Raw genomic sequence first — 20,795 nt, 5'->3', positions numbered from 1 at the left:
CCCAGTACCGGCGGCCACCGCGTCAACCGAGGGTTGACACTCGCCAGGGTGTCAACCTAACGTTGACGTATGACCGCAGCGCAGGAACCCACCGCCTCCGTACGCCTCGACGACCTCATCGAGGCCATCAAGAAGACCCACACCGACTCCCTGGCCCAGCTCAGCAGCGCCGTCATCGCCGCCGACCACCTCGGCGACGTCGCCGACCACCTCATCGGCCACTTCGTCGACCAGGCCCGCCGCTCCGGCGCCTCCTGGAGCGACATCGGCAAGAGCATGGGCGTCACCCGGCAGGCCGCCCAGAAGCGGTTCGTGCCCAGCGACGGGTCCGCCCCCGACTTCGCCCAGTTCACCCCGCGCGCCAAAGAGGCCGCCATCGCGGCCCAGCGCGAGACCCAGGCCGCCCGCAACACCGCCACCACCCCCGAGCACCTGCTGCTCGGCCTCGTCGCCGACCCCGACAGCCTGGCCACCAAGCTGATCACCGGCCAGGGCGTCCCGCTGGAGGAGGTGCGCCGGGCGGCCACCGCCGCCCTCCCCGCACCCACCGACGGCGAACTGCCGCCCCTGATCCCGTACAGCGCGCGCGGCAAGAAGGCGCTCGAACTGACCTTCCGCGCCGCACTGCTGCTCGGCCACAACTACGTCGGCACCGAGCACATCCTGCTCGCCCTGCTGGAACTGGAGGACGGCGACGGCGTGCTCAGCGGACTCGGCCTGCGCAAGGACGCCACCGAGACCGCCCTGACCGAGGCGCTCGCCGTCTACCTGGAACAGCGGCGGGCCTGAGCGGGACCGGCCGGACGCCTCCCGGAGCGGTTGCCCGGCTCCGGGAGGTCACCCAGCCTGAGCACATGACAGGGACGGAGGGCGGGCCGGACGGCCTGGACCGCAGAGCCTTCCTCGGCGTGTGCGTCGCGGCCGGGGCGGCGATGGCGGGCGCCTGCTCCGGCGCCGAAGGCTCCGACCCGCCGTCCGAGAACGAGCGGAGCGGCGACCCCCACTGGCGGATCACCGACACCGGCGCGGACGACGCCATTCAGGGGTACGCCGACCGGGTGAGCGTGGACCCGGGGGAGGAGTTCGGCCTGTACGTGTCCACCCCGGCACCCGCGTACCGGGTCTCCGCGTACCGGATCGGCTGGTACGACGGCGCGCAGGCCCGCCGGGTCTGGCGCTCCGAGCCGCTGCCGGGCGCGGTGCAGCAGGAACCGGCGTTCTTCCCCACCGCCCACACCGTCCGCGCCGACTGGGAACGCGGCCCGGTGGTGTCCACCGAAGGCTGGCCGGAGGGCGCCTACCTGCTGCGGCTCGACGCGGAGGGCGGCGCCGGCGGCCAGCGGTACGTCCCGCTCGTCGTCCGCTCAAGCGAAGCGGCCGGACGCACCGTCCTGATGCACGCCCCGGCCACCTGGCAGGCGTACAACCTGTGGGGCGGCTACAACCTGTACGAGGGCAAGGACGGCGACTACCGCACCCGCTCCCTCGTGGTGAGCTTCGACCGGCCCTACGACAAGGACGGGGCGGAGAAGTTCATGGTGTACGAACGCGCCGCCGTGGTCCTCGCCGAACGCCTGAACCTCCCCCTGGCGTACACGACCGGCCTCGACGTGGACCGCGACCCCGGCGTCCTGGACGGCGCGGCCCAGGTGGTGATCCTGGGCCACGACGAATACATGACCCCGGCCCAGCGCGCCCACCTCACCCGGGCCCGCGACGCGGGCACGAACATCGCGATCCTCGGCGCCAACACCTGCTTCCGCCGGGTCCGCCTCGACCCCACCCCCTGGAGCCGCCGCACAGGGGCGACCGCAGAATCGTCGCCTGCTACAAGTCGGCGTACACCGAGGACCCCCACCACGGCCACCAGGACACCCTGGTCACCACCGACTTCCGCGCCGCCCCCGCCCCCGACCCCGAATCGTCCCTGACCGGCGTGCTGTACGAGGGCTACCCGGTGGACGCCCCGTACGTGGTGCACCGCCCGGAGCACTGGGCCTTCGAGGGCACCGGCGTACGGGCGGGCGACTCCTTCCCCCACCTGGTGGGCGTGGAGTACGACCGGGTCACCCCGGAGGCCCCCACCCCGGAGGGCATCGAGATCGTGGCCCACTCACCGCTGGTGTGCAACGGCACGGCCAGTCACCAGGATTCGGCGTACTACACGGTGCCCAGCGGCGCCGGGGTCTTCGCCACCGGCACGATGCGCTGGGTGGAGGCCCTGATGGCCGGCACGGACGAGAACGGCGCCAACCACGGCATGGACGCCAGGACGGGCCGGTTCGTGACCCGCGTGACGGAGAACATCCTGCGCACCTTCGCCGCCGGCCCCGCCGCCGAAACCCACCCCGCCCACGGCAACGCGCCGGAGATCTACGGCGAGCAGGCCTGACCCCGCCGGACTACCGCACGATGGCCTGGACCTCGCGCACGGTGATCTCATGCGTGGTCTCGAACACCCCGGCCGGCAGCGTGGCCCCACTGCCGTCGGACCCCTCCCAGGAGATCTCCCAGGTGAGGCTGGCCGTCAGCCCGTACGAGCCGGTGGCGTGGGTGGCCCGCAGATACGTCACCCCACACGGCGGCTCCTCCCCGGACCGCCCCTGGCTGTACGGCTCCCCGATGCCGCCGTCGCCGCTGACGGCACACTCACCGGAGGCCGGATGCAGCCGGGCGTCCGGGGTCCCCGGTTCGATGGTGAGCGTGGTGGGCGTGGCGGTGGTGGTCGCCCAGAGCCCGTAGTCATCGAGCGAAGCGGTCACGGAAACGGGCTCGAAGGCCCCCTGATCGAGCCACACCCAGGTCGCGAGATTGACGGTCTGGTCGCCATCGGGATTCAGCTCGATCTCGGTATCGGGCACCCGGACCCGCTCGTAGGCCAGCTCGGCGAGGGTGGCGATGTCCACCACGCCCGGAAGGTCGGGGGGCGGGTCACCGAAGTCGACCCAGAAAGTCCGGAATTCGCACGCGTACCGGGCCTCGTAGTCAGGATGCTCCTCATTCCTGACTACCTGCCAGAACATCCCCTCGCCCTGCTTGTCGATGTTGTAGTTGGGGTACTCGCCCTCCTCGCCGTACGAGTCCTCCAAGTTCTGCCGCAGCAGATCCTTGTCTTCCTGCGGCCAGCCGGAGCTGTAGACGCCCCTGGAAAGATCGTCCCAGTAGGCCTGAAATTCCTCAGGCGTATACATGGGGGCGTAGTAGCAGGCGGGTGGTGTCCAGGTGTTCTCGGCACTGGTGAGTCCTCCGCTCCCACCAGTGCCATCTCCGGTGAAGGAAATCCGCTCCTGGCCGGGCAAGCTGACATGGGCCGAGATATCTCGGTCAGTGTGGTCGCCGCCAGCCGTTCCCTGGTCGGCGTTGGCCGCGTCTGCGCGAGCCGTGGCGGGGAGAGACAACACCACGGCTACGGCCCCGATGCATGCGGTGCGGAAGGCGATAGGCTTCATTGGCACTCCTGCGCATCCTGGGTCAGGTTGTATTCGACGGTCTGCCACACACCGTCATCGTTCTGCTCTGCGCGTCCGGCATAAAGTGTGGGATTCGCCTCGGAATCCGCCTCTTCGACGACTTCCTTTGTCTCGAAATCAATAGTGGCAACTTCGCTGAAATCACGACAGAAGCTGAAGGTGGCCGCGCCGTCACCCACCAGCGTTGCCCTGTAATTGAAGTACCGTGCAGTGCCGATCGAGGAGATTCCCTGTTCAGTGACATTGTCCAGCAGCGTCAACGTGGCGGTGCGGGCCGGTCCGGCGATGTAGTAGCTGAGTGCGGGCCTTTCATTGTCATGACTCGCGATGCCCTCGGCAACGGCATCCTGGAAGCCCTGGACATCGAGGATGACATCCATCAGCTCCGGGTCGTTCACATCACTTGATTCATGGATGTGCTCGAACTCTCCACCAAAGTCGATCTCCGGGCGCCCCTCCCGGCCCTCATCGGCCGGCTCGTCCTCCGGCTCGTCCCCGGGCCCGCCCGGCTCCACGGTCGCGTCGTCGACCCCCGGAATGTCGTCGCTCCCACCACCGTTGTCGCTGCCGCCGCAGGCGGTCAGCAACAGGGCGGTGGCCGCGGAAGCGGCGATCAGGGCGGTCCTCGTCCGGCGGCGGGTCACGGCGGCTCCGTATCGGTGAAGTGTGGGGTTTTGCCCCTCACCCTACGAACCAGTACCGCTACGCCGCGACGTTCGCCCCTCTTCCGTTACCAACCCGTGGTCCGGCGCCCGGCCCCACCACCTCGCCATGGAACCGGGTCGGCGGGCGTTGAACCAGATGCTGCCGAGGATCCGATCAACGGTCGGAGTGGACGGTCGTCGCGACAGCGGTACCGGTGTACCCATGGTGCGCGGCCTGACGACGGGCTCTGCGCCAGAGGATGGTGAGCAGCAGTCCTCCGGTGACGGCGGCGGCGAGAAAGCCGAACCAGACATGCATCGTGGCCCGGCCATGGGCCTGGTCGAGCAGGCAGTAGAAGTCCTCTTCGCACAGCACCGGCCCCTTGTAGCGGCGTGGCCGAACGGCTGAGACGAGAACGCCCCCGGCAGTCAGACCGATCGCGAGGGGAATCGTTGCCCATACCCGGGCGAACCACCTCGGCAGGACGCTCCCTTTCCGCAAGGCAAGGGCCGCCGCGGCGCAACCGGCCGGAGCACCTACGCCGGCACAGAGGAGGAAGACGGGTGCTCCGCCCGGCCAGTGCTCGGCCAAGGCATAGAGTTCGGCCGAGAAGGTGTGCGGGAGGGCCATGGCGGCGATGAACACCCCCACCCCCACAGCGGCGACAGCGGTGTGCCCGGCATTCCTGCGACGCTCACGCGGATCGTCGTCCGACAGCCACAGTGACAGTGCGATGACGCCCAGCACCAGCGTCGTGCCGGCGGTAACGACGCCCCATGGGGCGGCGCGTGGTTCGTGGACCGCCAGCCAGCAGCCGAGGTCGGTACAGGCGGCGGGGTCGAGCCCCTTGCCCGGTGCCCGCGCGACGATGAGCAGGACGGCACCGGCGACGGCGCCCGCGGTGCCCAGCCCGACGACACCGATCCGGACCGGCCTGCCGCATCGCAGGCGGGGTGGCACCCGGTGCGGATGTTCGCCGGCCAGGATCGCGGAGCACACCAGCGGGAGCGAGAGACCGGCCATCATCCCCACGGTGACGGTGAAACCGGTCGGCCCGCCGACCCACGATCCGGCCCAGGCGATCTGCGTCCCGCTGGTGGCGGCAGCCAGGAGGAGGGCCACGACCGTGCCGGCCAGTATCGCGGCGACGGTCCACCGGCCGGTCGTGCTCAACCGCCGGGGCGCATACAGGGCGGCTGTCCGCCGGCGCAGGTCCCTTTTCTCCTGGCGTTTGAGCGACTTGGCGCTGCGGGCGGGCTTCGGCCGGCCCGTGCGGTCAGCCGGCATCGTAAGGACGGATACTGCTGACGATCAGGTCGACCGTCTCCTCGGAAACCGCGTGCTCGTGCCCGGTGTCGGCCACCAGGCCCCAGGCGACGATGTCCGAGGTGGCGTTGATGAACGAGACGCTCAGGGCCCGGCCCTCGGTGGTGGCGCACTCACCTTCCCTGCGGAGGGGGGCACCGGAGGAGGTCGAATAGGCGATGTGTCCGACGACGCCGTGCTCGTTCTCGAACGGTTCGGCCTCCGTGGTCGTCAGATCGCCTTCCAGACCCTGGTCGAACACGGCCCAGGCCAGGTTGCTGGAGACGGACCGCACCGCCTCCTCCGTGTCGGTGGCGCCCTGCACGTAGCGGGTGCCCACGTACGCGACCCGCTGGTCGGTGCACGCCTCGGGGGAGTGGTGGGCCGGGTCACGAAGGGTGTAGGCGTGCTCCGAGCCTCCTGCCTCGGGATCGTCCGCCGGCCAGAACGTGTTGCTGCCCACCGCGTGGACGTTCCACTCCGGTGGGACGTCCCAGGCCATGGTGCCGCGCGGGCTGATCACCACCTGCCAGTCATCGGCGACGACCGGACGCATCTCGGAGGACGGGTTCCGCCGCGGATCGGCGGGGCCGGTGGGCTGCCACTGTGCGGGCGGCTCCTCGGCCGGAGCCGAGGCCTGGTCCGCTCCGGCGTCGCGGGTGGTGACAACCACGACGGCCACGGCCGCCGTCACCGCGAACAGGGCGGCGCCGGCGACGGCGGCGCGTATGCCCTTGCGGAAACGACGCCGCGGCTGGGGCGGTTGCCCCGTCGATCCCCACGCCGGAGAGCCGGAGGGGGGAGGCGGTGGAAAGGACGGGGAGTACGGACTGGGCTGGCTCACCGGCCGGTTGTCTCGCTCCGTCATGCTCCGGATCGTAACCCGCGGGAGCCGGCCGGCGACATGACGGTCGGCGGAAAGGCCCCGGGCTCCGGCGGGCCCGCGTGCTGTGCCCGTGCCTGTCGTCTTCCGGCGCGGGGCGCAGCGCCCGAACGTCCGCGAGTGTTCCCACCGTAGGCTTTCCGCGAGCGATCGGAAGCGGAGGCGGACATGTTCGGCAAGGGCAAGGAGAGCTCGGCGGACCGGGGCGAGGAGGCGCCGGTGCTGGACTGGCGGGATGTCTCCGAGTTCAGCTTCGGCCGGGAGCTGCGCCGGGTGGGCAAGAAGCGCCGCAAGCCGGTGGGCGGGCCGTACGCCGTGCGTGTGCCGACCGGGGACCCGCAGGACCCGCTGCTCCTGCCCTGCGCCTTCTTCGCGCCCGACGTTCAGGGCATCTCGGCGTCCCGGTTGTACGAGGACGCGGCGGCCCAGCACGTCCTCGTGAGTTACGACCCTCGCGAGGCATCCGGAGAGGAGGGGGTGTGGCGGTACCGGGTGCGTGACGGCGCGGGCGAGGAGATCGGGGCGATCCGGCGCATCCCTCCGGCGAACCGGATGGTCAAGCACACCTGGCGCATCGACCAGCCCGGCCGCCCGGAGATCGTGGGCCGGAACAAGCTGGCGCGCACCCGCCCGGGTGCCGCGAAGTGGGCGGTGGGCCGGATGATCGGGGAAGCCCTCGCCAGCGCGACCGCGGGTGACGAATCCGACAGCGCGCGCAAGCCCAGGACACTGGAGTGGACGGCGGACGGCGAGGCCGTGATGACGTCGCAGTACCTGGGTACGTACGTGCTGTCCGCCGATTGGCTGGACCGCAGGCTGGCCTTCGCGTACGCGCTGCTCCGGGACCAGTGAGAGCGTGGCCGGCTTGGCATGTCCAGCCTCGTGATCTCGGCCACCACCTGGGTTCCATTCCGCGTCGAATCTGGGAGAGTTGAAGGGGATCGACCAAGGGGGATGTTGTGCGTCAGGTGAACCCTGATGACCTGGAGCAGCTCGCTCGGCTGCTGGACGGCGACGACAGTCTGGACAGCAAGCTGTCCGGTGTGCTGACACGCGCGTCCACACTGGGCGTCAGCGGCGAGTTGCAGCGGATCGACGGCTTGCAGAGCTGGGTGTCGGAAACGGGACCGGATCTGCGCCGACGTGCCGGGCTGGCCCGGCTGGATGAGGGGGACCCCACCGCCGGGCTGCGCATCGCCGGGTTCACCGACGAGGAGATCGCCGCCTTCGACGGGCCGGTGCCGGTGGACGCGCTGCTGATGGCCAACTCCATGGCTGCCGAGGGGGACGGCGAGGACGGCAGCGTCTTCGAACGGCAGCACCGGGAGAAGATCGACGACTATCTCATGCGGATCATGGCGCATGGCGCCGCACAGTTGCCCGGGATGGAGCCGCACGAGCAGACCATGTTCAACCTGATGAAGCTCGGCAATGAGTGGGCCACCTTCACGGTGACCGCCGGTGTCGTGGTGACCCAGGGGTACAACCTGGTCAATGTCACGGCGATCAACCCGTGGCTCCGCTCCATCCGGCCGAACACACCGCAGCGGTTCCTGTCCGCCCCCGGTACCTGGCTGCCGGGCCAGCTGGCCGGCTGGTTCCGCAGCGTCCCCGGCGTGAACCGGCTGTTGTCGGTTCCCGGGACCACCGGTGTCCGGGGCGACCTCATCAGCCGCGGCTACAACTGGTTCCGCGGCCTGCCGATGATGCGGGCGGCCTTCGGAGGCGTCAACGCCAACGGGGTGATCAACTTCCTGGTCGGCAACGACCGGTTCGCCCACCGGCTGGGCAGCAACCCCGCCTGGAGCCTTGCCGAGCGACAGGCGGCCACCTGGGGCTCACGTGCCGCCCAGTCCCGCCTCGACTTCGTGGCGCGCAACGCCTACCAGGGACTGCGCGGCCTGGGCAACACCCGGCTCGCCTCGGTAGCTGGCAGCGTCGCCGGAGCGGCTCGGGCCGGTGGTTTCCTGCGCTTCATGGGAGTCGGCGGCGGTGTGCTGGCGACCGGGTTCAGCGTCGCCAACCTGGTGGCCCAGGGCAACCCCATCGACGCGTTCAAAGAGGCCGAGGGTGTGTCCGGCAAGGCCGGCTACCTCGCCGACTGGGCCGAGGTCGGCTTCAACGCGTCCCTCACGGCGGCCATGGTGGCACCCAACCCGGTCACTGTCGGGGCGGCCGTGGTCACTGGCGTGGTGTACGGCGGGCTCAAGGTGGTCGAGCACTGGGACACCATCTCGAACCCGGACACCTACAAAAATGCCTGGAACAGCGTCAAGGACGGCGCGAGTTCGGCCGTCAACGCGGCGGGCAGAGCCGTCGACGGAGCGAAGAACTGGGTCAAGAGCTGGTTTTGACCCCGGCCGGGCCGCAGGCCGCCGCCAGTGCGGTGAGCAGTGCCTGCGGGTCCCGGCTGGCGATGAGCAGTTGCTCGCCGTTCACGTTGGCGATCACCGTGGGCCGCATGCCCATCGGCACGCCCCAGGCCCCGCCCACCAGGCGGGCCCGGGACGTGTCCACGAGGTAGCCCTTGCCGGTCGGCTCGGGCGCGGTGAGCGCCGAGCGGTGCGGCTGTACCAGGCTGCCGCCCCGGGCCAGGCGGAGGGCGTCCTGAATGCTCTGCGGGTCCAGGTCGGCCACGGCGATCCGCTCCCGGCCCACCCGCAGGGTGTCGGGCGTCAGATCGATACGGTGGTAGATGTACTTGCTGACGGGGACCGCGACGAAGGCGAGCAGCACCAGCGAGAACATCGCGGATACGGCCAGCCAGGCGACCAGATCCTCGGGCAGGGCGTCGACCGCCATCCACACCACACCGACGACATAGACCGAGACGCAGGTGAGGGACCAGATCTTCGATCCGCGTTCTTGGTACATGACCGCCATCCTGTCCGTCCGTTCTCGTGTGCTGCTGGACCACCAGGGTGCCATGGGCGGTCAGCCGAAGAGGCCTCCGATGAAGTTCTTGGCACTGTTGAGGCCGTCCTTCACGGCATTGCCCACGGTGCTGACGGCATCTCCGGCCGCATTGGCGATGTCCCGGTACGTCTGAGGATTGGTGATGGTGTCCCAGTTGTCCCAGATAAGGGTGCCGGCGTAGGCGACACCGGTCACCACCGCCGCTCCCACGGTGACCGGGTTGGGCGCGACCAGCGCCGCTGTCATCGACGCGTTGAAGGCGGTACCCGTCACGGTCACCGCGTATCCGGAAGGGTCCCGCTGGAACGCGTCGATCGGATTGCCCTGCGAAATGATGTCGGCGACACCGGTCACCGTCCCGAAGACGCTGCCGACGACCCCGGCACCCCGGATGACGCCGGCGGCCCGGCCCACGGTGCCGGCCGCCGAACGGAAGCTCGCGAGGCGTCCGGCGTTGAACCGGACTCCGCGCATCATGGAGTACTCGGCCGCGCCCAGGCGCAGCAGATTCGCCTGCTGGGCCGTGGGAACGAAACCGGAACCCGCGCGCATGTACATCGCGGCGTTGTGCGAACCACCCAGCAGCCGGGCCATGGCCGGGGACATTCCCCGGGTCGCCATCCTGGCCATGAAGCCGCTGGACGGCGTTCCCGCACCGAAGTTCGCCATGTAGACGGCCGAGTTGCCCGCCGGAATGGACAGCGGGGTACCGCCGCGCACCAGATTCCAGAATCCCTTGCTGCCGTAAAAGGCCGCCATCGCCGTGGTGGTGACGTCCTTGCCGAAGATGGCGATGTCCAGGGCGCTGGGGCCACCCCGCAGAATGCTGGCGTTGTCCCGCAGTTCGAAGGCCGTGTCCCCGGCCCACTGCTGCAGCGCGGACAGCGGGGCGAGATGGCCGGTGGCGTTGAGACCGGCGGCACGTGTCGAGAGATTCGCGTACTCGACGGCGACGCCCGAGTCCCCCGACAGTCCGTCGAGCAGTTCGGCGAGATGATCGAGATGATCGGGATTGGCTTGGCGCATGACGGGCATGTCCTTCTACGGAAGAGACCGAGGGGCTGGGAAAGAAAGTGCTGGAGCAGAGTCACCTACCGGGAGGCGCGGAACGGGAGCGTCACCCGTCCTCGTTCTGTTCCTCTTCGAGGTCGTCCGCCTCGTTGTCGCAGTTGGTCGCCTCCTGGCGCAGTGCCTCGGCGACCTCACCGCACTTCGTGTTCCAGCTGTCCAGATCGCCCCGCACATCGGTGGCGTTCGGCCCTTCCCAGGACTCCATGCTGTCCCGGGCGTAATCCCGGGCCGCTGTCATCAGCCCGTCGACATCCCTGGCGAGGTCCCGCAGATCGCGAGCCCGCTCCCGCAGCACATCTATCTCTTGAGACATGACGTCCCCTTCCCCGTGAACGCTTGCGATGACGATTGTCGCGCGTTTCGCGGTTCCCGTGGAACATGGTGGTGGCGACGGCCTTCTGTGGACCCTCCGGGAGGGTGGCCGATAGGCTGCCCGCGTTCGACACGGGGAGAGGAAAACCACGATGCAGGCTCTGGTAACGGTGATCCGTACGGGGGCAGAGCCACAGGACGTGCTCATCAAGGCCGATGAATCCGCCACCGCCGCCACGGTGGCGCAGCAGCTCGCGGCCTTCCTCGACGCGGCCGGCACCGAACGCAGCCCTCTCCCCCCGTCCCTGGCCGCCTCCCTACTGGAATCCGGGCCCCAGCACGAGCCGTACGCGCACCAGCCGTACGCCCAGGCGGGCCCGCCCGTGCCCGGCGACAACCCCGCCCATCCGACGCTGTGGGTCGACGGCCGTGCCGCGCCCCCGCAGACCCCGGTGGGCACCCTGCTGCGCGACGGCATGCGCATCACCCTGGACGATCGGATCGGCCCCTTGCTGTGGTCCGGGGAACCCACCGGCCACTACGAACTGAGAGTGGTGGCCGGGCCCGGCGCGGGCCGGGTGGCCCGGCTCTCGTTCGGGGCCGCCACCATCGGGTCGGCCCCGTCGAACACCGTGATCGTCACCGATCCGCTGCTGGCCCCCCTCGCGGCGCGGGCCGCCGTGGACATTCACGGCCGCGTGACGGTACGCCCGCAGCCAGGCGTGCCCGCATACCTGGACGACCAGGAACTGACTGCGGAACAGGAATGGCCACTCGGGGCACTGCTCGCCGTGGGCGAGTCGTTGATCACCCTGGAGCGTCCGATGCCACCGGACGCCCATCTCGCGCCCACCGGCGACGGCGGCGCGGCGTACAACCGCCCACCCCGGCTCTCCTCCCCGCACACCCCGCCCCGCCTGGTGATCCCGAGCAAACCCACCCGGGCGGGAAACGCGCGTTTCAATCTGATCACCGCGATCGTCCCCCTGGTCTTCGGCGTGATGATGTATCTCATCACCGGCTACGTGTACATGCTGCTCTTCTGTCTGATGTCACCCATCATGGCGGTGGGGCACTTCGTCAATGAATCGCGGTACCGGAAAAAGACGTATCAGAAGTCGGTCGGGCAGTACCGCCAGGAAATGATCGACTTCCACGCGATGTTGACCGCGATGAGCCGGGAAGACCAGCGGGTGCGGCGCACCGCGTTCCCGGACCCGGCGGAGATCCTGCTGATCGCCTCCGGCCCGCGCGGACGTCTTTGGGAACGGCGGCTGACCGACCACGACGCCATGCAACTGCGCGTGGGCATGGCCCATCAGCCGGCCGACATCACCATGGTGGCCTCCGGGAGCACCCGGATGTCGGACCCGGTACCCGACCCTCCGGTGATCGCCAACGTTCCGGTCACGCTGTCCTTTCCCGAACTGGGTGTCGTGGGAGTGGCCGGGGCCAGAGCGCGGGCTCTGTCCACTGCCCGCTGGTTCCTCGACCAGGCGGCGACGCTGCACAGTCCGCGGGATCTGTCCGTTGTGCTGCTCTCCAGCTCTCCGGACGCCGCGTCCGTGTGGAACTGGGTGCACTGGCTGCCCCACACCCAGCCCCGGCAGGGACAGAGCTGTGTCGCGCTGCTGGGAACGGAGCCCGAACTGATCAGCCGCCGGGTGAGCGAGGTGCTCACCGAGCTGAACAGGAGGCAGGCGCTGCGCCGTACCGCCGGATTCTCGCAGCAGGCTCTGCGTCCCGATCCGGCCGTACTGGTCGTGCTGGACGGTGCCAGGCTGCTGCGCCGGATGCCCGGTGTCCCGCAGCTCCTCCAGGAGGGGCCCGAGCACGGGATCTACGCCCTGTGCATCGACGAGGAGGAGCGGCTGCTCCCGGAGGAGTGCCGGGCGGTGGTGTCGTGGCCGGCCGGCTCCGTCAGCCGGGTGCTGCTGCGCGGCGCCGGGCTCGAGCAGCTGGGGGAGGTGCTCGCCGACCAGGTACCGGTCGAGTGGTGCGAGCTGCTGAGCCGCTCGCTGGCTCCGGTGCGCGACGTCAGCCGGGACGACGCGGGTGGCGCGCTGCCGACCGCGGCACGTCTGCTGTCCCTGCTGGGTATGCCCAACCCTGCCGGTGAGGACATCGAACGTGTCTGGCGGGCCGGGGGTGAGTCCACCGCCGCTCCCATCGGGCTCGCGGCGGACGGGCCCTTCGTGCTGGACATCCGGCGGGACGGGCCGCACGCCCTGGTCGCCGGTACCACAGGCGCGGGTAAGTCCGAGCTGCTGCAGACGATCATCGCCTCGCTCGCGGTCGTCAACCATCCCGAGTCCCTGAACTTCGTACTGATCGACTACAAGGGCGGCAGCGCCTTCCAGGACTGTGCCAACCTGCCGCATACGGTCGGCATGGTCAGCGACCTGGACGCGCACCTGACCGAGCGGGCCCTGGCCTCCCTCGCCGCCGAGCTGCACCGGCGCGAGACCATCTTGTTCAACAGCGGGAACAAGGACATCGAGGACTACAACGACGACCGTAAGCAGCGGCCGGAGCTGGCGCCCATGCCCCGGCTGGTCATCATCATCGACGAGTTCGCCTCCTTGGTGGCCGAACTGCCGGACTTCATCGCGGGACTGGTCGACATCGCCCGCCGGGGCCGTTCACTCGGTGTGCACCTCGTGCTCGCCACGCAGCGGCCGGCCGGTGTGGTCAGTGCCGACATCAAGGCCAACACCAACCTGCGGATCGCTCTGCGGGTGACGGACGCCAAGGAATCGGTGGATGTCATCGACGCCCCCGACTCGGCCGCCATTGCCAAGGCCACCCCTGGCCGCGCCTATGTGCGTTCCGGCGCCCAGTCGCTCGTGGGCGTGCAGTCGGCCCGGATCGGTGGCCGCAGGCCCCGGCAGGACACCGGCGCCGCGAGCGTGGTGGTGACGCCGGTGGGCTGGCCGGCTCTGGGACGTCCGCTCGCCGTGGCGTCCGGCGGTCAGGACGACGGGTCCATGGTGACCGACCTCGCCGTTCTGGTGGACGCCATCCGCGACGGTGCCCGGCGTATGGCGTTCCCGCCGCCGCGCAGCCCTTGGCTGGATCCGCTGCCCGAGCGCATCCAGCTCTCGGAGCTGGAGCCGTACGCCGAGGCCCCCTCGGACCCGGCCGAGGTCGCACCCGCCGGATTCGGCGTGACCGACCTCCCCTCACAGCAGCGGCGCGCCCTGCTCGCTCTCGACCTGGTGCGGGGCAGTCACCTGATGCTGGTCGGCGGCCCCCGGTCGGGCCGCTCCACCGCACTGCGGACACTTGCCGGTTCGCTCGCCCGCGACAACGCGCCCGGCGATGTGCACCTGTACGCCATCGACTGCGGCTCGAACGCGATGCTGCCGCTGGTGGGACTGCCGCACACCGGCGCGGTGGTTACCCGCGACCAGCCGGAGCGGGTGCGGAGGCTGGTGGACCGGCTCCGCAACGAGATCACCCGGCGGCAGCAACTGCTCGCCGATCTCGGTGTGTCGAGCGCCGCCGAGCAGCGTGCGAGCGCGCCCGCGGAGGAACGGCTGCCGTGGATGGTGCTGTTGCTGGACGCGTGGGACGGCTTCGTATCGGCCTTCGAGAAGTTCAACTACGGACAGCTCATCGAGTCGATGCAGCAGATCTTCCGGGAAGGCGCCGCGGTCGGGCTCAAGGCGGTCATCACGGGTGATCGGCGCGGGCTCACCGGCCAGATCTCCTCGGCTTTCCCCGACAAGCTGATCCTGCGGCTCGCGGACGTCACCGACTACACCTCGGCTGGTTTCCGGCCCAAGGACATCCCCTCCGAGATGCCCTCGGGCCGTGCTCTTCAGATGAGCAACGACGGCATGCTGGAGAGCCAGTTGGCGCTGCTGGCGGAGGACCCCTCCGGGCAGGCCCAGGTCGCGGCGCTCCAGGAGATCGGCCGCCGGGCGCGGGAGGTCATGCCCGCGCCGCGTCCCTCGCAGGCCCCGATGCGGGTGGACGCGCTTCCCAACCGGATCACGCTGTCCCAGGCCCTCGCGCTCGCACCGGACTTTGCCCCGCCGTCCCCGCTGTGGGTCATGCTCGGCGTGGGCGGTGACGAGTTGCAGCCGATCGGCATCGACCTGGAAGAGTTCGGCCCGGGGTTCGTCATCGCCGGCCCGCCGAAGTCGGGGAGGTCCACATCACTGGTCACCGCGGCCACCGCGCTGCTGGACCGGGGGACATCGCTGATCCTGGTGACTCCGCGCCGCTCGCCGCTGCGGGCGCTGGCCGGCCGTGAGGGGGTAGCCGGTCTGCTGAACGGAGAGAGCACGAAGAACGAGGTGGAGGAGCTGGTCAAGGGGTTGAGCGAGCCGTACGTCGTGGTGGTGGACGACGCGGAGCTGGTGTACGACACCCCGGTGGACAAGGCGATCACCGAGGTCATGCGCACGGGCATGGATGGCGGGCACGCGGTGCTGGCGGCCGGTACCACGGATTCACTCTCGTCGCAGTACCGGGGATTCGTCTCCACCGCACGCAAGTCGCGCAACGGTCTGCTGCTGATGCCGCGCAACCCCAGTGAAGGGGAGCTGTTCGGAGTGCGGTTGCCGGCGAACAGCGGTGGCGGCCCGGTGGGCAGTGGCCTGCTGATCACCGGTGGAGCGCTCACCCCGATCCAGGCCGCGTCGCAGGACGACTGAGCCACCCGCCGGTACGCGCCGGAAACCAGTGAGGTGCCGGGCCCCGGAAGGGACCCGGCACCTCGCGGTGTGCCGAAGGGCGAGCCGGTCGGCTCAGGTGGCCGCCTCGATGTTGTCGGCATTGGTGTCCGCGTTCTGGGCGGCGTCGTCGAGGGCGTCCGCGAACGACTCGAAGGTCGGCTTGACGTCCTGCCACTCGGAGCGGAACTGGTCGGACTTCGGACCCTTCCAGTAGCTCTCGCTGCTCTGCGTCTCCGTGTCCAGCGTGGAGATCAGCCCGCGAAGGTCGCCCGCGGAGTCCCGGAACTTACCGGCGAGTGTCCTCAGCCTCTCGAGATCTGCACCGCGATCCATACTCAATCCTCCAGGTACCAAACTGCGGGACAGCCAGCCCGTCCCCCGTTGACCGGCACGCTACCGCACGGCATGTGGCGTGCGGAACGAGAGTTCTGCTTCGTGACAATCCTGTGCAGTGGCGGTCACGGGGCTATGGACTGAGGCCGGATCAGTTGTCCGCCGAGCGGATTTCGTCGCCGTTGGGAAGGGTGTCGGCGATCTTCTCCCACAGGTCCTTCGCCGAGGTTCGCACCAGCCGCAGGGGCGATTGCGGTGTGATCTGGCCTTCCATGATGGGTTCGGCCGGCAGCTCTCGCAGCCAGTGGCCGAGGGTGTCGCAGTCCCACACGGCGAAGGCGGAGACCTTCGTGCCGGCCGCACCGTTCTCCGTGCCCGGCCAGGCCACGGTCATGCGCCAGCTGGAGCGCATGCCCACGATGAGCCCGGCGAACAGGGTGCGGACATCCTCGGGGAGGTCGCCGGCGCTCGTCTTGAGAATGTCGTCGGCCGCTTTGACCAGATCGGCCTGGCTGCTGACGGCGCCTTCGGGCAGCTGGGCGAGACCGGTGAACACATCGTCGACCGGCTTCATGGTGCTCTCGACCGTGGTGATGCCGCCGGCCGGATCACCGGTCGTACGGTCGCGCAGGCCAACCAGCCGGGCGAGTTCGAACACCAGGGTCCTGGGCTCGATCCGGGTGTACTCGCTTTCTCCGAAGCCCGGCCACTCCTCGAAACTGAAGACCGCCTCCTCGCCGATCAGGACGCCGTGGGTGGTGATCCCATGGGGGCCGGTCATCTCGATGTCGACCACGATGACGGGCTTGGCGAGGGCGGTGACCAGATCGTTGAGGACGGGGGAGAGTTCACCCTGCTCGCTCACCAGCCCGACGGCGATCAGTTCGTCGCGGGCGGCTGTCAGTTCCTCGATGACCTGTTCGCCGTCATGAAGCTGTCCCAGGACGGCGACGTGCTGGTGGGAGAGTCGGAAGCGGTCACGGCTCATGTCGTAGGAGGGCATCAAGCGCTCTCTTCTGGTTACGGTAGTGGCGGCGGAGGCTCTTCCTCCCGGGGCACCGGCGAGTGCTCCTGCCATTCAACACGCGGTGCCGGCGGGCCGGGGTTCCAGGGCGGTGGGACCCCTCCCGACCGGGCGCGACGCGTGGGCGGTTCTGTTGCATGGGCGTGACAGTCTCGCCGTTGTAGGCGCTGCGAGGCGGCTGATAGCGTTTCCCGCGACTTGATAGAGAAGTGAAGATTGCATGTTTGCTCGGGTATGTGGATCACGGGGATGATGGGCATGAGAACTCAGGACCGGGCATCTGCGGCTGCGAAGAAGTCCATTGCCGCCGGACCCGTGATGGGGGATCGGCTGCCCGCTCCGCCGCGTGAGCGCAAGCCCGCGCTGGCCGCCCTGGCCGCGTTGTTGGTGCTGGCCGGGGCGCTGGGGGCCACGATGCTGGTGATGCAGGCCGGGGACCGTATCGAGGCGATCAAGATCACGGAACGGGTGCCCATGGGCGGCGTCATTCCGGAATCCGCCATGACCTCGGTCCTCGTCGCAGATGATTCATCTGTCAACTATGTGCGCTGGGAACAGCGCGGACAGCTGAAAGAAGAACTCCGCGCCGCCACCGATCTCGTCGGCGGCACCATTCTGGTCGGGGAAATGCTCACCGGCGAAGAGACTTTGCCCGACGACGAGGTCATCGTCGGTGTTTCCCTCCAGCCCGGACAGTTTCCCGCCGGGCTCAAGGCAGGCGACACCGTCGCCGCCTACTGGGTCGGACGCGAGCGGAACAGCGGCGACGAGGAGACCTCGACCCAGCAGACCGTCATCACCGAGGAAGCCCATGTGTCCGTCGTGCACGGCGGCGGCGACTCGATCGGCAACACCTCGCTGCCGGTGACCCTGCGGGTGGCGCGCGCGGACGCCGCCGCGCTCACCCGGGCGGCCTCCGCCGGCGAGGTCTCGCTCGTCATCATCCCCGCCGCCAAGTGACCGAGGACAAGGAGAAGCTGAGCAGATGGCGCTGATCGCACTGGCCGCGGACAAGGGGGCCCCCGGGGTCACCACCACGGCTGTCGCGCTGGCCGCGCTGTGGCCGCGCCGTGTGCTGCTCGCCGAGGCCGACCCGGCCGGCGGGGATCTCGTCTACCGGTCGGTCGGCGCGAACGGCCGCCCGCTGGACCCCGGCACCGGGATACTCTCCCTGGCCGCCACCGCGCGCCGGGGCATCGCCGCCGAGCAGCTGTGGGACCACTCGCAGCGGATGGCCGGCGGCCTGGACGTGATCATCGGGCTCGCCTCCTCCGACCAGTCCGGCGGGCTCACCGGGCAGTGGGGGGCGCTGGGCCGGGTCTTCGCCGAGCTGGCCGACTCCCCGCACCAGGAGGCCGCCGCCGACGTCCTGGCCGACCTGGGGCGTCTCGACGCCCATTCCCCCGCGCAGGCGCTGCTCCCGCACGCCGCGCTGCTGCTGCTCGTCACCCGCGGCCAGCCGGAGAACCTGGCCCACGTCCGGGACCGGGCCGCCGCGCTGCACAACAAGCTGCACGGACAGCAGCGAGGGGCCTCCCAGCTGGCCAAGCCGCAGATCGGCGTGCTGCTGATCGCCGAGCCGCAGCAGGGGTCGAAGATCGCCGCGCAGGTCAACGAGATGCTGATCGCCTCGCAGAGCGGCGCCCGTGTCGTCGGACTGATCGCCGAGGACCCGGCCGGGGCCGAGCAACTGGCCGGGCGCCGCCGCGGCCGGCTCGACAAGTCGCTGCTGGTCCGGTCCGCCCGCAAGGTCGTCACCGACGTGCACCAGACCTTCCGCGCCGACCTCAACCCGGTACGTCCCGCCCTCCCGCAGCAGCAGGGCGCCCCGCCGCAGGGCTACGCCCCGCCGCCGTCCTACGGCCGGCCGGGAGCGGGCGCATGAGCGAGGTCAACCACCAGCTGGTGAAGCGGTTCCGGCAGGAGGCCGGCGACCGCATCGCCGAACAGCGCCGCATCGACCAGGCCAGCGGCGTCCGCCCGATGACGTCCGAGGACGAGCGGCACTACGCCCGCGCCGTCATCGCGCAGGTGCTGGAGGAGTACGCGCGCGCCGAGATATCCGAGGGCCGGGCGCCGCTGGACGCCCAGTCCGAGGAGGACTACGCCTCGGCCGTGCACGCCGCGCTGTTCGGCGTGGGCCGGCTCCAGCCGCTGCTGGACGACCCCGATGTGGAGAACATCGACATCAACGGCTGCGACCAGGTCTTCATCGGCTACGCCGACGGCCGCGAGGTGCGCGGCGACCCGGTGGCCGAGACGGACGAGGAACTGGTCGAGCTGATCCAGATCCTCGGCGCCTACTCGGGCCTGTCCTCCCGGCCCTTCGACTCCGCCAACCCGCAGCTCGACCTGCGGCTGCCGGACGGCTCCCGGCTCTCGGCCGTCATGGACGTCACCCGGCGCCCCGCGCTGTCCATCCGGCGGGCCCGGCTCGGCAAGGTCTTCCTCGCCGACCTGGTGGGCAACGGCACCCTCACCCCGGAGCTGGGCAGCTTCCTGTCCGCCGCCGTCAGGGCCCGCAAGAACATCATGATCGCTGGGTCCACCAACGCCGGGAAGACCACCCTGCTGCGGGCACTCGCCAACGAGATCCCGCCGGACGAACGGCTCATCACCGTCGAACGCGCCCTGGAGCTGGGGCTGGACCAGTTCCCCGAACTGCACCCCAACGTCGTCGCCTTCGAGGAGCGGCTGCCCAACTCCGAGGGCCAGGGCCTCATCTCCATGGCCGAACTGGTGCGGCGCTCGCTGCGCATGAACCCCTCCCGCGTCATCGTCGGCGAGGTGCTGGGCGATGAGATCGTCACCATGCTCAACGCGATGTCGCAGGGCAACGACGGCTCGCTCTCCACCATCCACGCCAACTCCTCGGCCGAGGTGTTCAACAGGATCTCCACCTACGCGCTCCAGGCCAGCGAACGGCTGCCCATCGAGGCCAGCCAGATGCTGATCGCCGGTGCCGTCAACTTCGTCGTCTTCATCGAACGCCGCAACACCTACGCCCAGGGCGGCAAGCTGCACCGCATCGTCTCCTCCATCCGCGAGGTCAACGGCGTGGACGGCCGGGTGCTCTCCAGCGAGGTGTTCGCCGAGGGCCCCGACGGCGTACCGCGCGCCCACGCCGCGCTCTCCTGCGGCGACGAACTGGCGCAGTTCGGCTACCGAGGGGCCTGGGGGTGACACGCACATCATGAGCGGATCAGGACTGTTCTCCCTCACCGCCCTGTACGCGCTGCTCTGCGGCGTCGCCGTGGGCGGTGGGATCGCGCTGCTGGTGGCGGCCGTGCGGGGCATCGAGCCGAAGACCGCGGAGGAACGCGACCGCGCCGAGCGGCGCCGCTCCGAACTCGCGCGCTTCGCCGGCCGCCGCGGCACCATCGCCGGTGCCTCGGCGCTGGTCGTGCTGCTGCTCACCCGCTGGCCGATCGCGGCGATCGGCACCGCGCTGCTCGTCTTCTCCTGGAGCAAGCTGTTCGGCGGCGCCGCCGAGGAGCGCGCCAACATGCGCCGGGTGGAGGCGCTGGCCGGCTGGACCGAGTCGCTGCGCGACACCATCGCCGGGGCGGTGGGCCTCGAACAGGCCATCCCCGCCTCGGCCCGGGCCGCCGCCCCCGCGCTGCGCGTCCCGCTGAACAACCTGGTGGACCGGCTGCGGTCCCGGATGCCGCTGCCCGAGGCGCTCCAGGAGTTCGCCGACGAACTCGACGACTCCTCGGCCGACATCATCATCGCCTCGCTGATCCTCAACGCCCGGCTGCGCGGCCCCGGGCTGCGCGAGGTGCTGGGCGCGCTCGCCAAGTCCGCCCGCGAGGAAGTGGACATGCGCCAGCGCGTCATGGCCCAGCGCGCCTCGACCCGGCGCAGCGTGCAGATCGTGGTCGGGGTCTCGGTGGCCTTCCCGCTGGGCCTGGCGATCTTCAACCCGGGCTTCGTCGAACCGTTCGGCGACACCCTCGGCCAGGCCGTACTCGCCATCGTCTGCGGCCTGTTCGGCCTCGGCTTCTGGTGGATGCGGCGGCTGGCCAGGATCGAGGTGCCCGAGCGGTTCATGGCGCGCTCGGACGAGAGCGCCCAGCTGCGCGAGCGGCAGCCGGCCGAACAGGGGGGAGCGCGGTCGTGAACTCGGACATCACCACAGCCGTCGTGGT

Annotated in this window: 19 protein-coding genes; 10 read left to right on the top strand and 9 right to left on the bottom strand. The window is 70.1% G+C overall.

Annotation, left to right across the window (positions count from 1 at the left end):
- Positions 1–69 precede the first annotated feature (69 nt).
- The 3 genes from BM385_RS18680 (at position 70) to BM385_RS27885 (ending at position 2,392) form a co-directional block, all read left to right on the top strand.
- The gene (locus BM385_RS18680; protein WP_093843753.1) at positions 70–789 is read left to right on the top strand and encodes a Clp protease N-terminal domain-containing protein; all 720 of its coding nucleotides are present in this window, start codon (positions 70–72) and stop codon (positions 787–789) included.
- 65 nt (positions 790–854) lie between these two features.
- Positions 855–1,931, top strand: a complete 1,077-nt coding sequence (locus BM385_RS27890) for a N,N-dimethylformamidase beta subunit family domain-containing protein (RefSeq protein ID WP_254791647.1) — start codon at positions 855–857, stop codon at positions 1,929–1,931.
- A gap of 5 nt (positions 1,932–1,936) precedes the next feature.
- On the top strand, positions 1,937–2,392 hold the full coding sequence (locus BM385_RS27885; protein ID WP_254791645.1) for a N,N-dimethylformamidase beta subunit family domain-containing protein: 456 nt from the start codon (positions 1,937–1,939) through the stop codon (positions 2,390–2,392).
- Positions 2,393–2,402: 10 nt separating this feature from the next.
- Here the strand turns inward: BM385_RS27885 and BM385_RS18670 are convergent, their stop codons facing one another.
- The 4 genes from BM385_RS18670 to BM385_RS18655 all read right to left on the bottom strand — a co-directional run bounded on the left by BM385_RS18670 (position 2,403) and on the right by BM385_RS18655 (position 6,288).
- Positions 2,403–3,449, bottom strand: a complete 1,047-nt coding sequence (locus tag BM385_RS18670; protein WP_093843752.1) for a hypothetical protein — start codon at positions 3,447–3,449, stop codon at positions 2,403–2,405.
- Positions 3,446–4,114 (bottom strand): hypothetical protein, encoded by a 669-nt coding sequence (locus tag BM385_RS18665; protein ID WP_093843751.1) that lies wholly within the window; start codon positions 4,112–4,114, stop codon positions 3,446–3,448. The genes BM385_RS18670 and BM385_RS18665 overlap by 4 nt, the downstream gene beginning before the upstream one ends.
- A 175-nt stretch (positions 4,115–4,289) precedes the next feature.
- Positions 4,290–5,402: a hypothetical protein gene (locus BM385_RS18660; protein ID WP_093843750.1), complete on the bottom strand. Its 1,113-nt coding sequence runs from the start codon at positions 5,400–5,402 to the stop codon at positions 4,290–4,292.
- Positions 5,392–6,288 carry a DUF8017 domain-containing protein gene (locus BM385_RS18655; protein WP_139275202.1) on the bottom strand — a complete coding sequence of 299 codons (897 nt, stop codon included), beginning with the start codon at positions 6,286–6,288 and terminating at the stop codon, positions 5,392–5,394. Before BM385_RS18655 ends, BM385_RS18660 begins: the two co-directional genes overlap by 11 nt.
- 183 nt (positions 6,289–6,471) lie before the next feature.
- Here BM385_RS18655 and BM385_RS18650 point away from each other — a divergent pair, with 183 nt between their 5' ends.
- Complete coding sequence (locus tag BM385_RS18650) at positions 6,472–7,155, top strand: hypothetical protein (protein WP_093843748.1); 684 nt, start codon at positions 6,472–6,474, stop codon at positions 7,153–7,155.
- 116 nt (positions 7,156–7,271) lie between these two features.
- Positions 7,272–8,657: a PE-PGRS family protein gene (locus tag BM385_RS18645; RefSeq protein ID WP_254791643.1), complete on the top strand. Its 1,386-nt coding sequence runs from the start codon at positions 7,272–7,274 to the stop codon at positions 8,655–8,657.
- Here the strand turns inward: BM385_RS18645 and BM385_RS18640 are convergent.
- The 3 genes from BM385_RS18640 to BM385_RS18630 form a co-directional block, all read right to left on the bottom strand.
- Positions 8,641–9,177, bottom strand: a complete 537-nt coding sequence (locus BM385_RS18640; RefSeq protein WP_093843746.1) for a hypothetical protein — start codon at positions 9,175–9,177, stop codon at positions 8,641–8,643. The genes BM385_RS18645 and BM385_RS18640 overlap by 17 nt on opposite strands.
- A 60-nt stretch (positions 9,178–9,237) precedes the next feature.
- The gene (locus BM385_RS18635; protein ID WP_093843745.1) at positions 9,238–10,245 is read right to left on the bottom strand and encodes a hypothetical protein; all 1,008 of its coding nucleotides are present in this window, start codon (positions 10,243–10,245) and stop codon (positions 9,238–9,240) included.
- A 91-nt stretch (positions 10,246–10,336) separates the two neighbouring features.
- Positions 10,337–10,603 carry a WXG100 family type VII secretion target gene (locus tag BM385_RS18630; RefSeq protein WP_093843744.1) on the bottom strand — a complete coding sequence of 89 codons (267 nt, stop codon included), beginning with the start codon at positions 10,601–10,603 and terminating at the stop codon, positions 10,337–10,339.
- Between the two features lie 151 nt (positions 10,604–10,754).
- On the opposite strand from BM385_RS18630, the gene BM385_RS18625 reads away from it, so the two are divergent.
- Complete coding sequence (locus tag BM385_RS18625; protein ID WP_093843743.1) at positions 10,755–15,266, top strand: FtsK/SpoIIIE domain-containing protein; 4,512 nt, start codon at positions 10,755–10,757, stop codon at positions 15,264–15,266.
- Between the two features lie 93 nt (positions 15,267–15,359).
- Here the strand turns inward: BM385_RS18625 and BM385_RS18620 are convergent, their stop codons facing one another.
- Both BM385_RS18620 and BM385_RS18615 read right to left on the bottom strand, forming a co-directional pair.
- Complete coding sequence (locus BM385_RS18620; protein WP_093843742.1) at positions 15,360–15,620, bottom strand: WXG100 family type VII secretion target; 261 nt, start codon at positions 15,618–15,620, stop codon at positions 15,360–15,362.
- 151 nt (positions 15,621–15,771) lie between these two features.
- Positions 15,772–16,608 (bottom strand): hypothetical protein, encoded by an 837-nt coding sequence (locus tag BM385_RS18615; protein WP_175543034.1) that lies wholly within the window; start codon positions 16,606–16,608, stop codon positions 15,772–15,774.
- Positions 16,609–16,962: 354 nt separating this feature from the next.
- On the opposite strand from BM385_RS18615, the gene BM385_RS18610 reads away from it, so the two are divergent.
- From BM385_RS18610 to BM385_RS18595, 4 genes are read left to right on the top strand one after another with little or no spacing between them, the layout of a single operon-like run.
- Positions 16,963–17,604 (top strand): hypothetical protein, encoded by a 642-nt coding sequence (locus BM385_RS18610; protein ID WP_093843740.1) that lies wholly within the window; start codon positions 16,963–16,965, stop codon positions 17,602–17,604.
- A gap of 25 nt (positions 17,605–17,629) precedes the next feature.
- A complete protein-coding gene (locus BM385_RS18605; protein ID WP_093843739.1) occupies positions 17,630–18,529 on the top strand; it encodes a hypothetical protein in 900 nt (299 codons plus the stop codon).
- Positions 18,526–19,827, top strand: coding sequence for a TadA family conjugal transfer-associated ATPase (locus BM385_RS18600; RefSeq protein ID WP_093843738.1), 1,302 nt, complete (start codon positions 18,526–18,528; stop codon positions 19,825–19,827). The genes BM385_RS18605 and BM385_RS18600 overlap by 4 nt, the downstream gene beginning before the upstream one ends.
- A gap of 10 nt (positions 19,828–19,837) precedes the next feature.
- Positions 19,838–20,767, top strand: coding sequence for a type II secretion system F family protein (locus BM385_RS18595; protein WP_093843737.1), 930 nt, complete (start codon positions 19,838–19,840; stop codon positions 20,765–20,767).
- The last annotated feature ends 28 nt before the right edge of the window (positions 20,768–20,795 follow it).

The sequence above is a fragment of the Streptomyces harbinensis genome (assembly GCF_900116145.1).
Classification (GTDB): domain Bacteria; phylum Actinomycetota; class Actinomycetes; order Streptomycetales; family Streptomycetaceae; genus Streptomyces; species Streptomyces carpaticus.
This window is presented reverse-complemented; position numbering and strand designations above follow the sequence as displayed.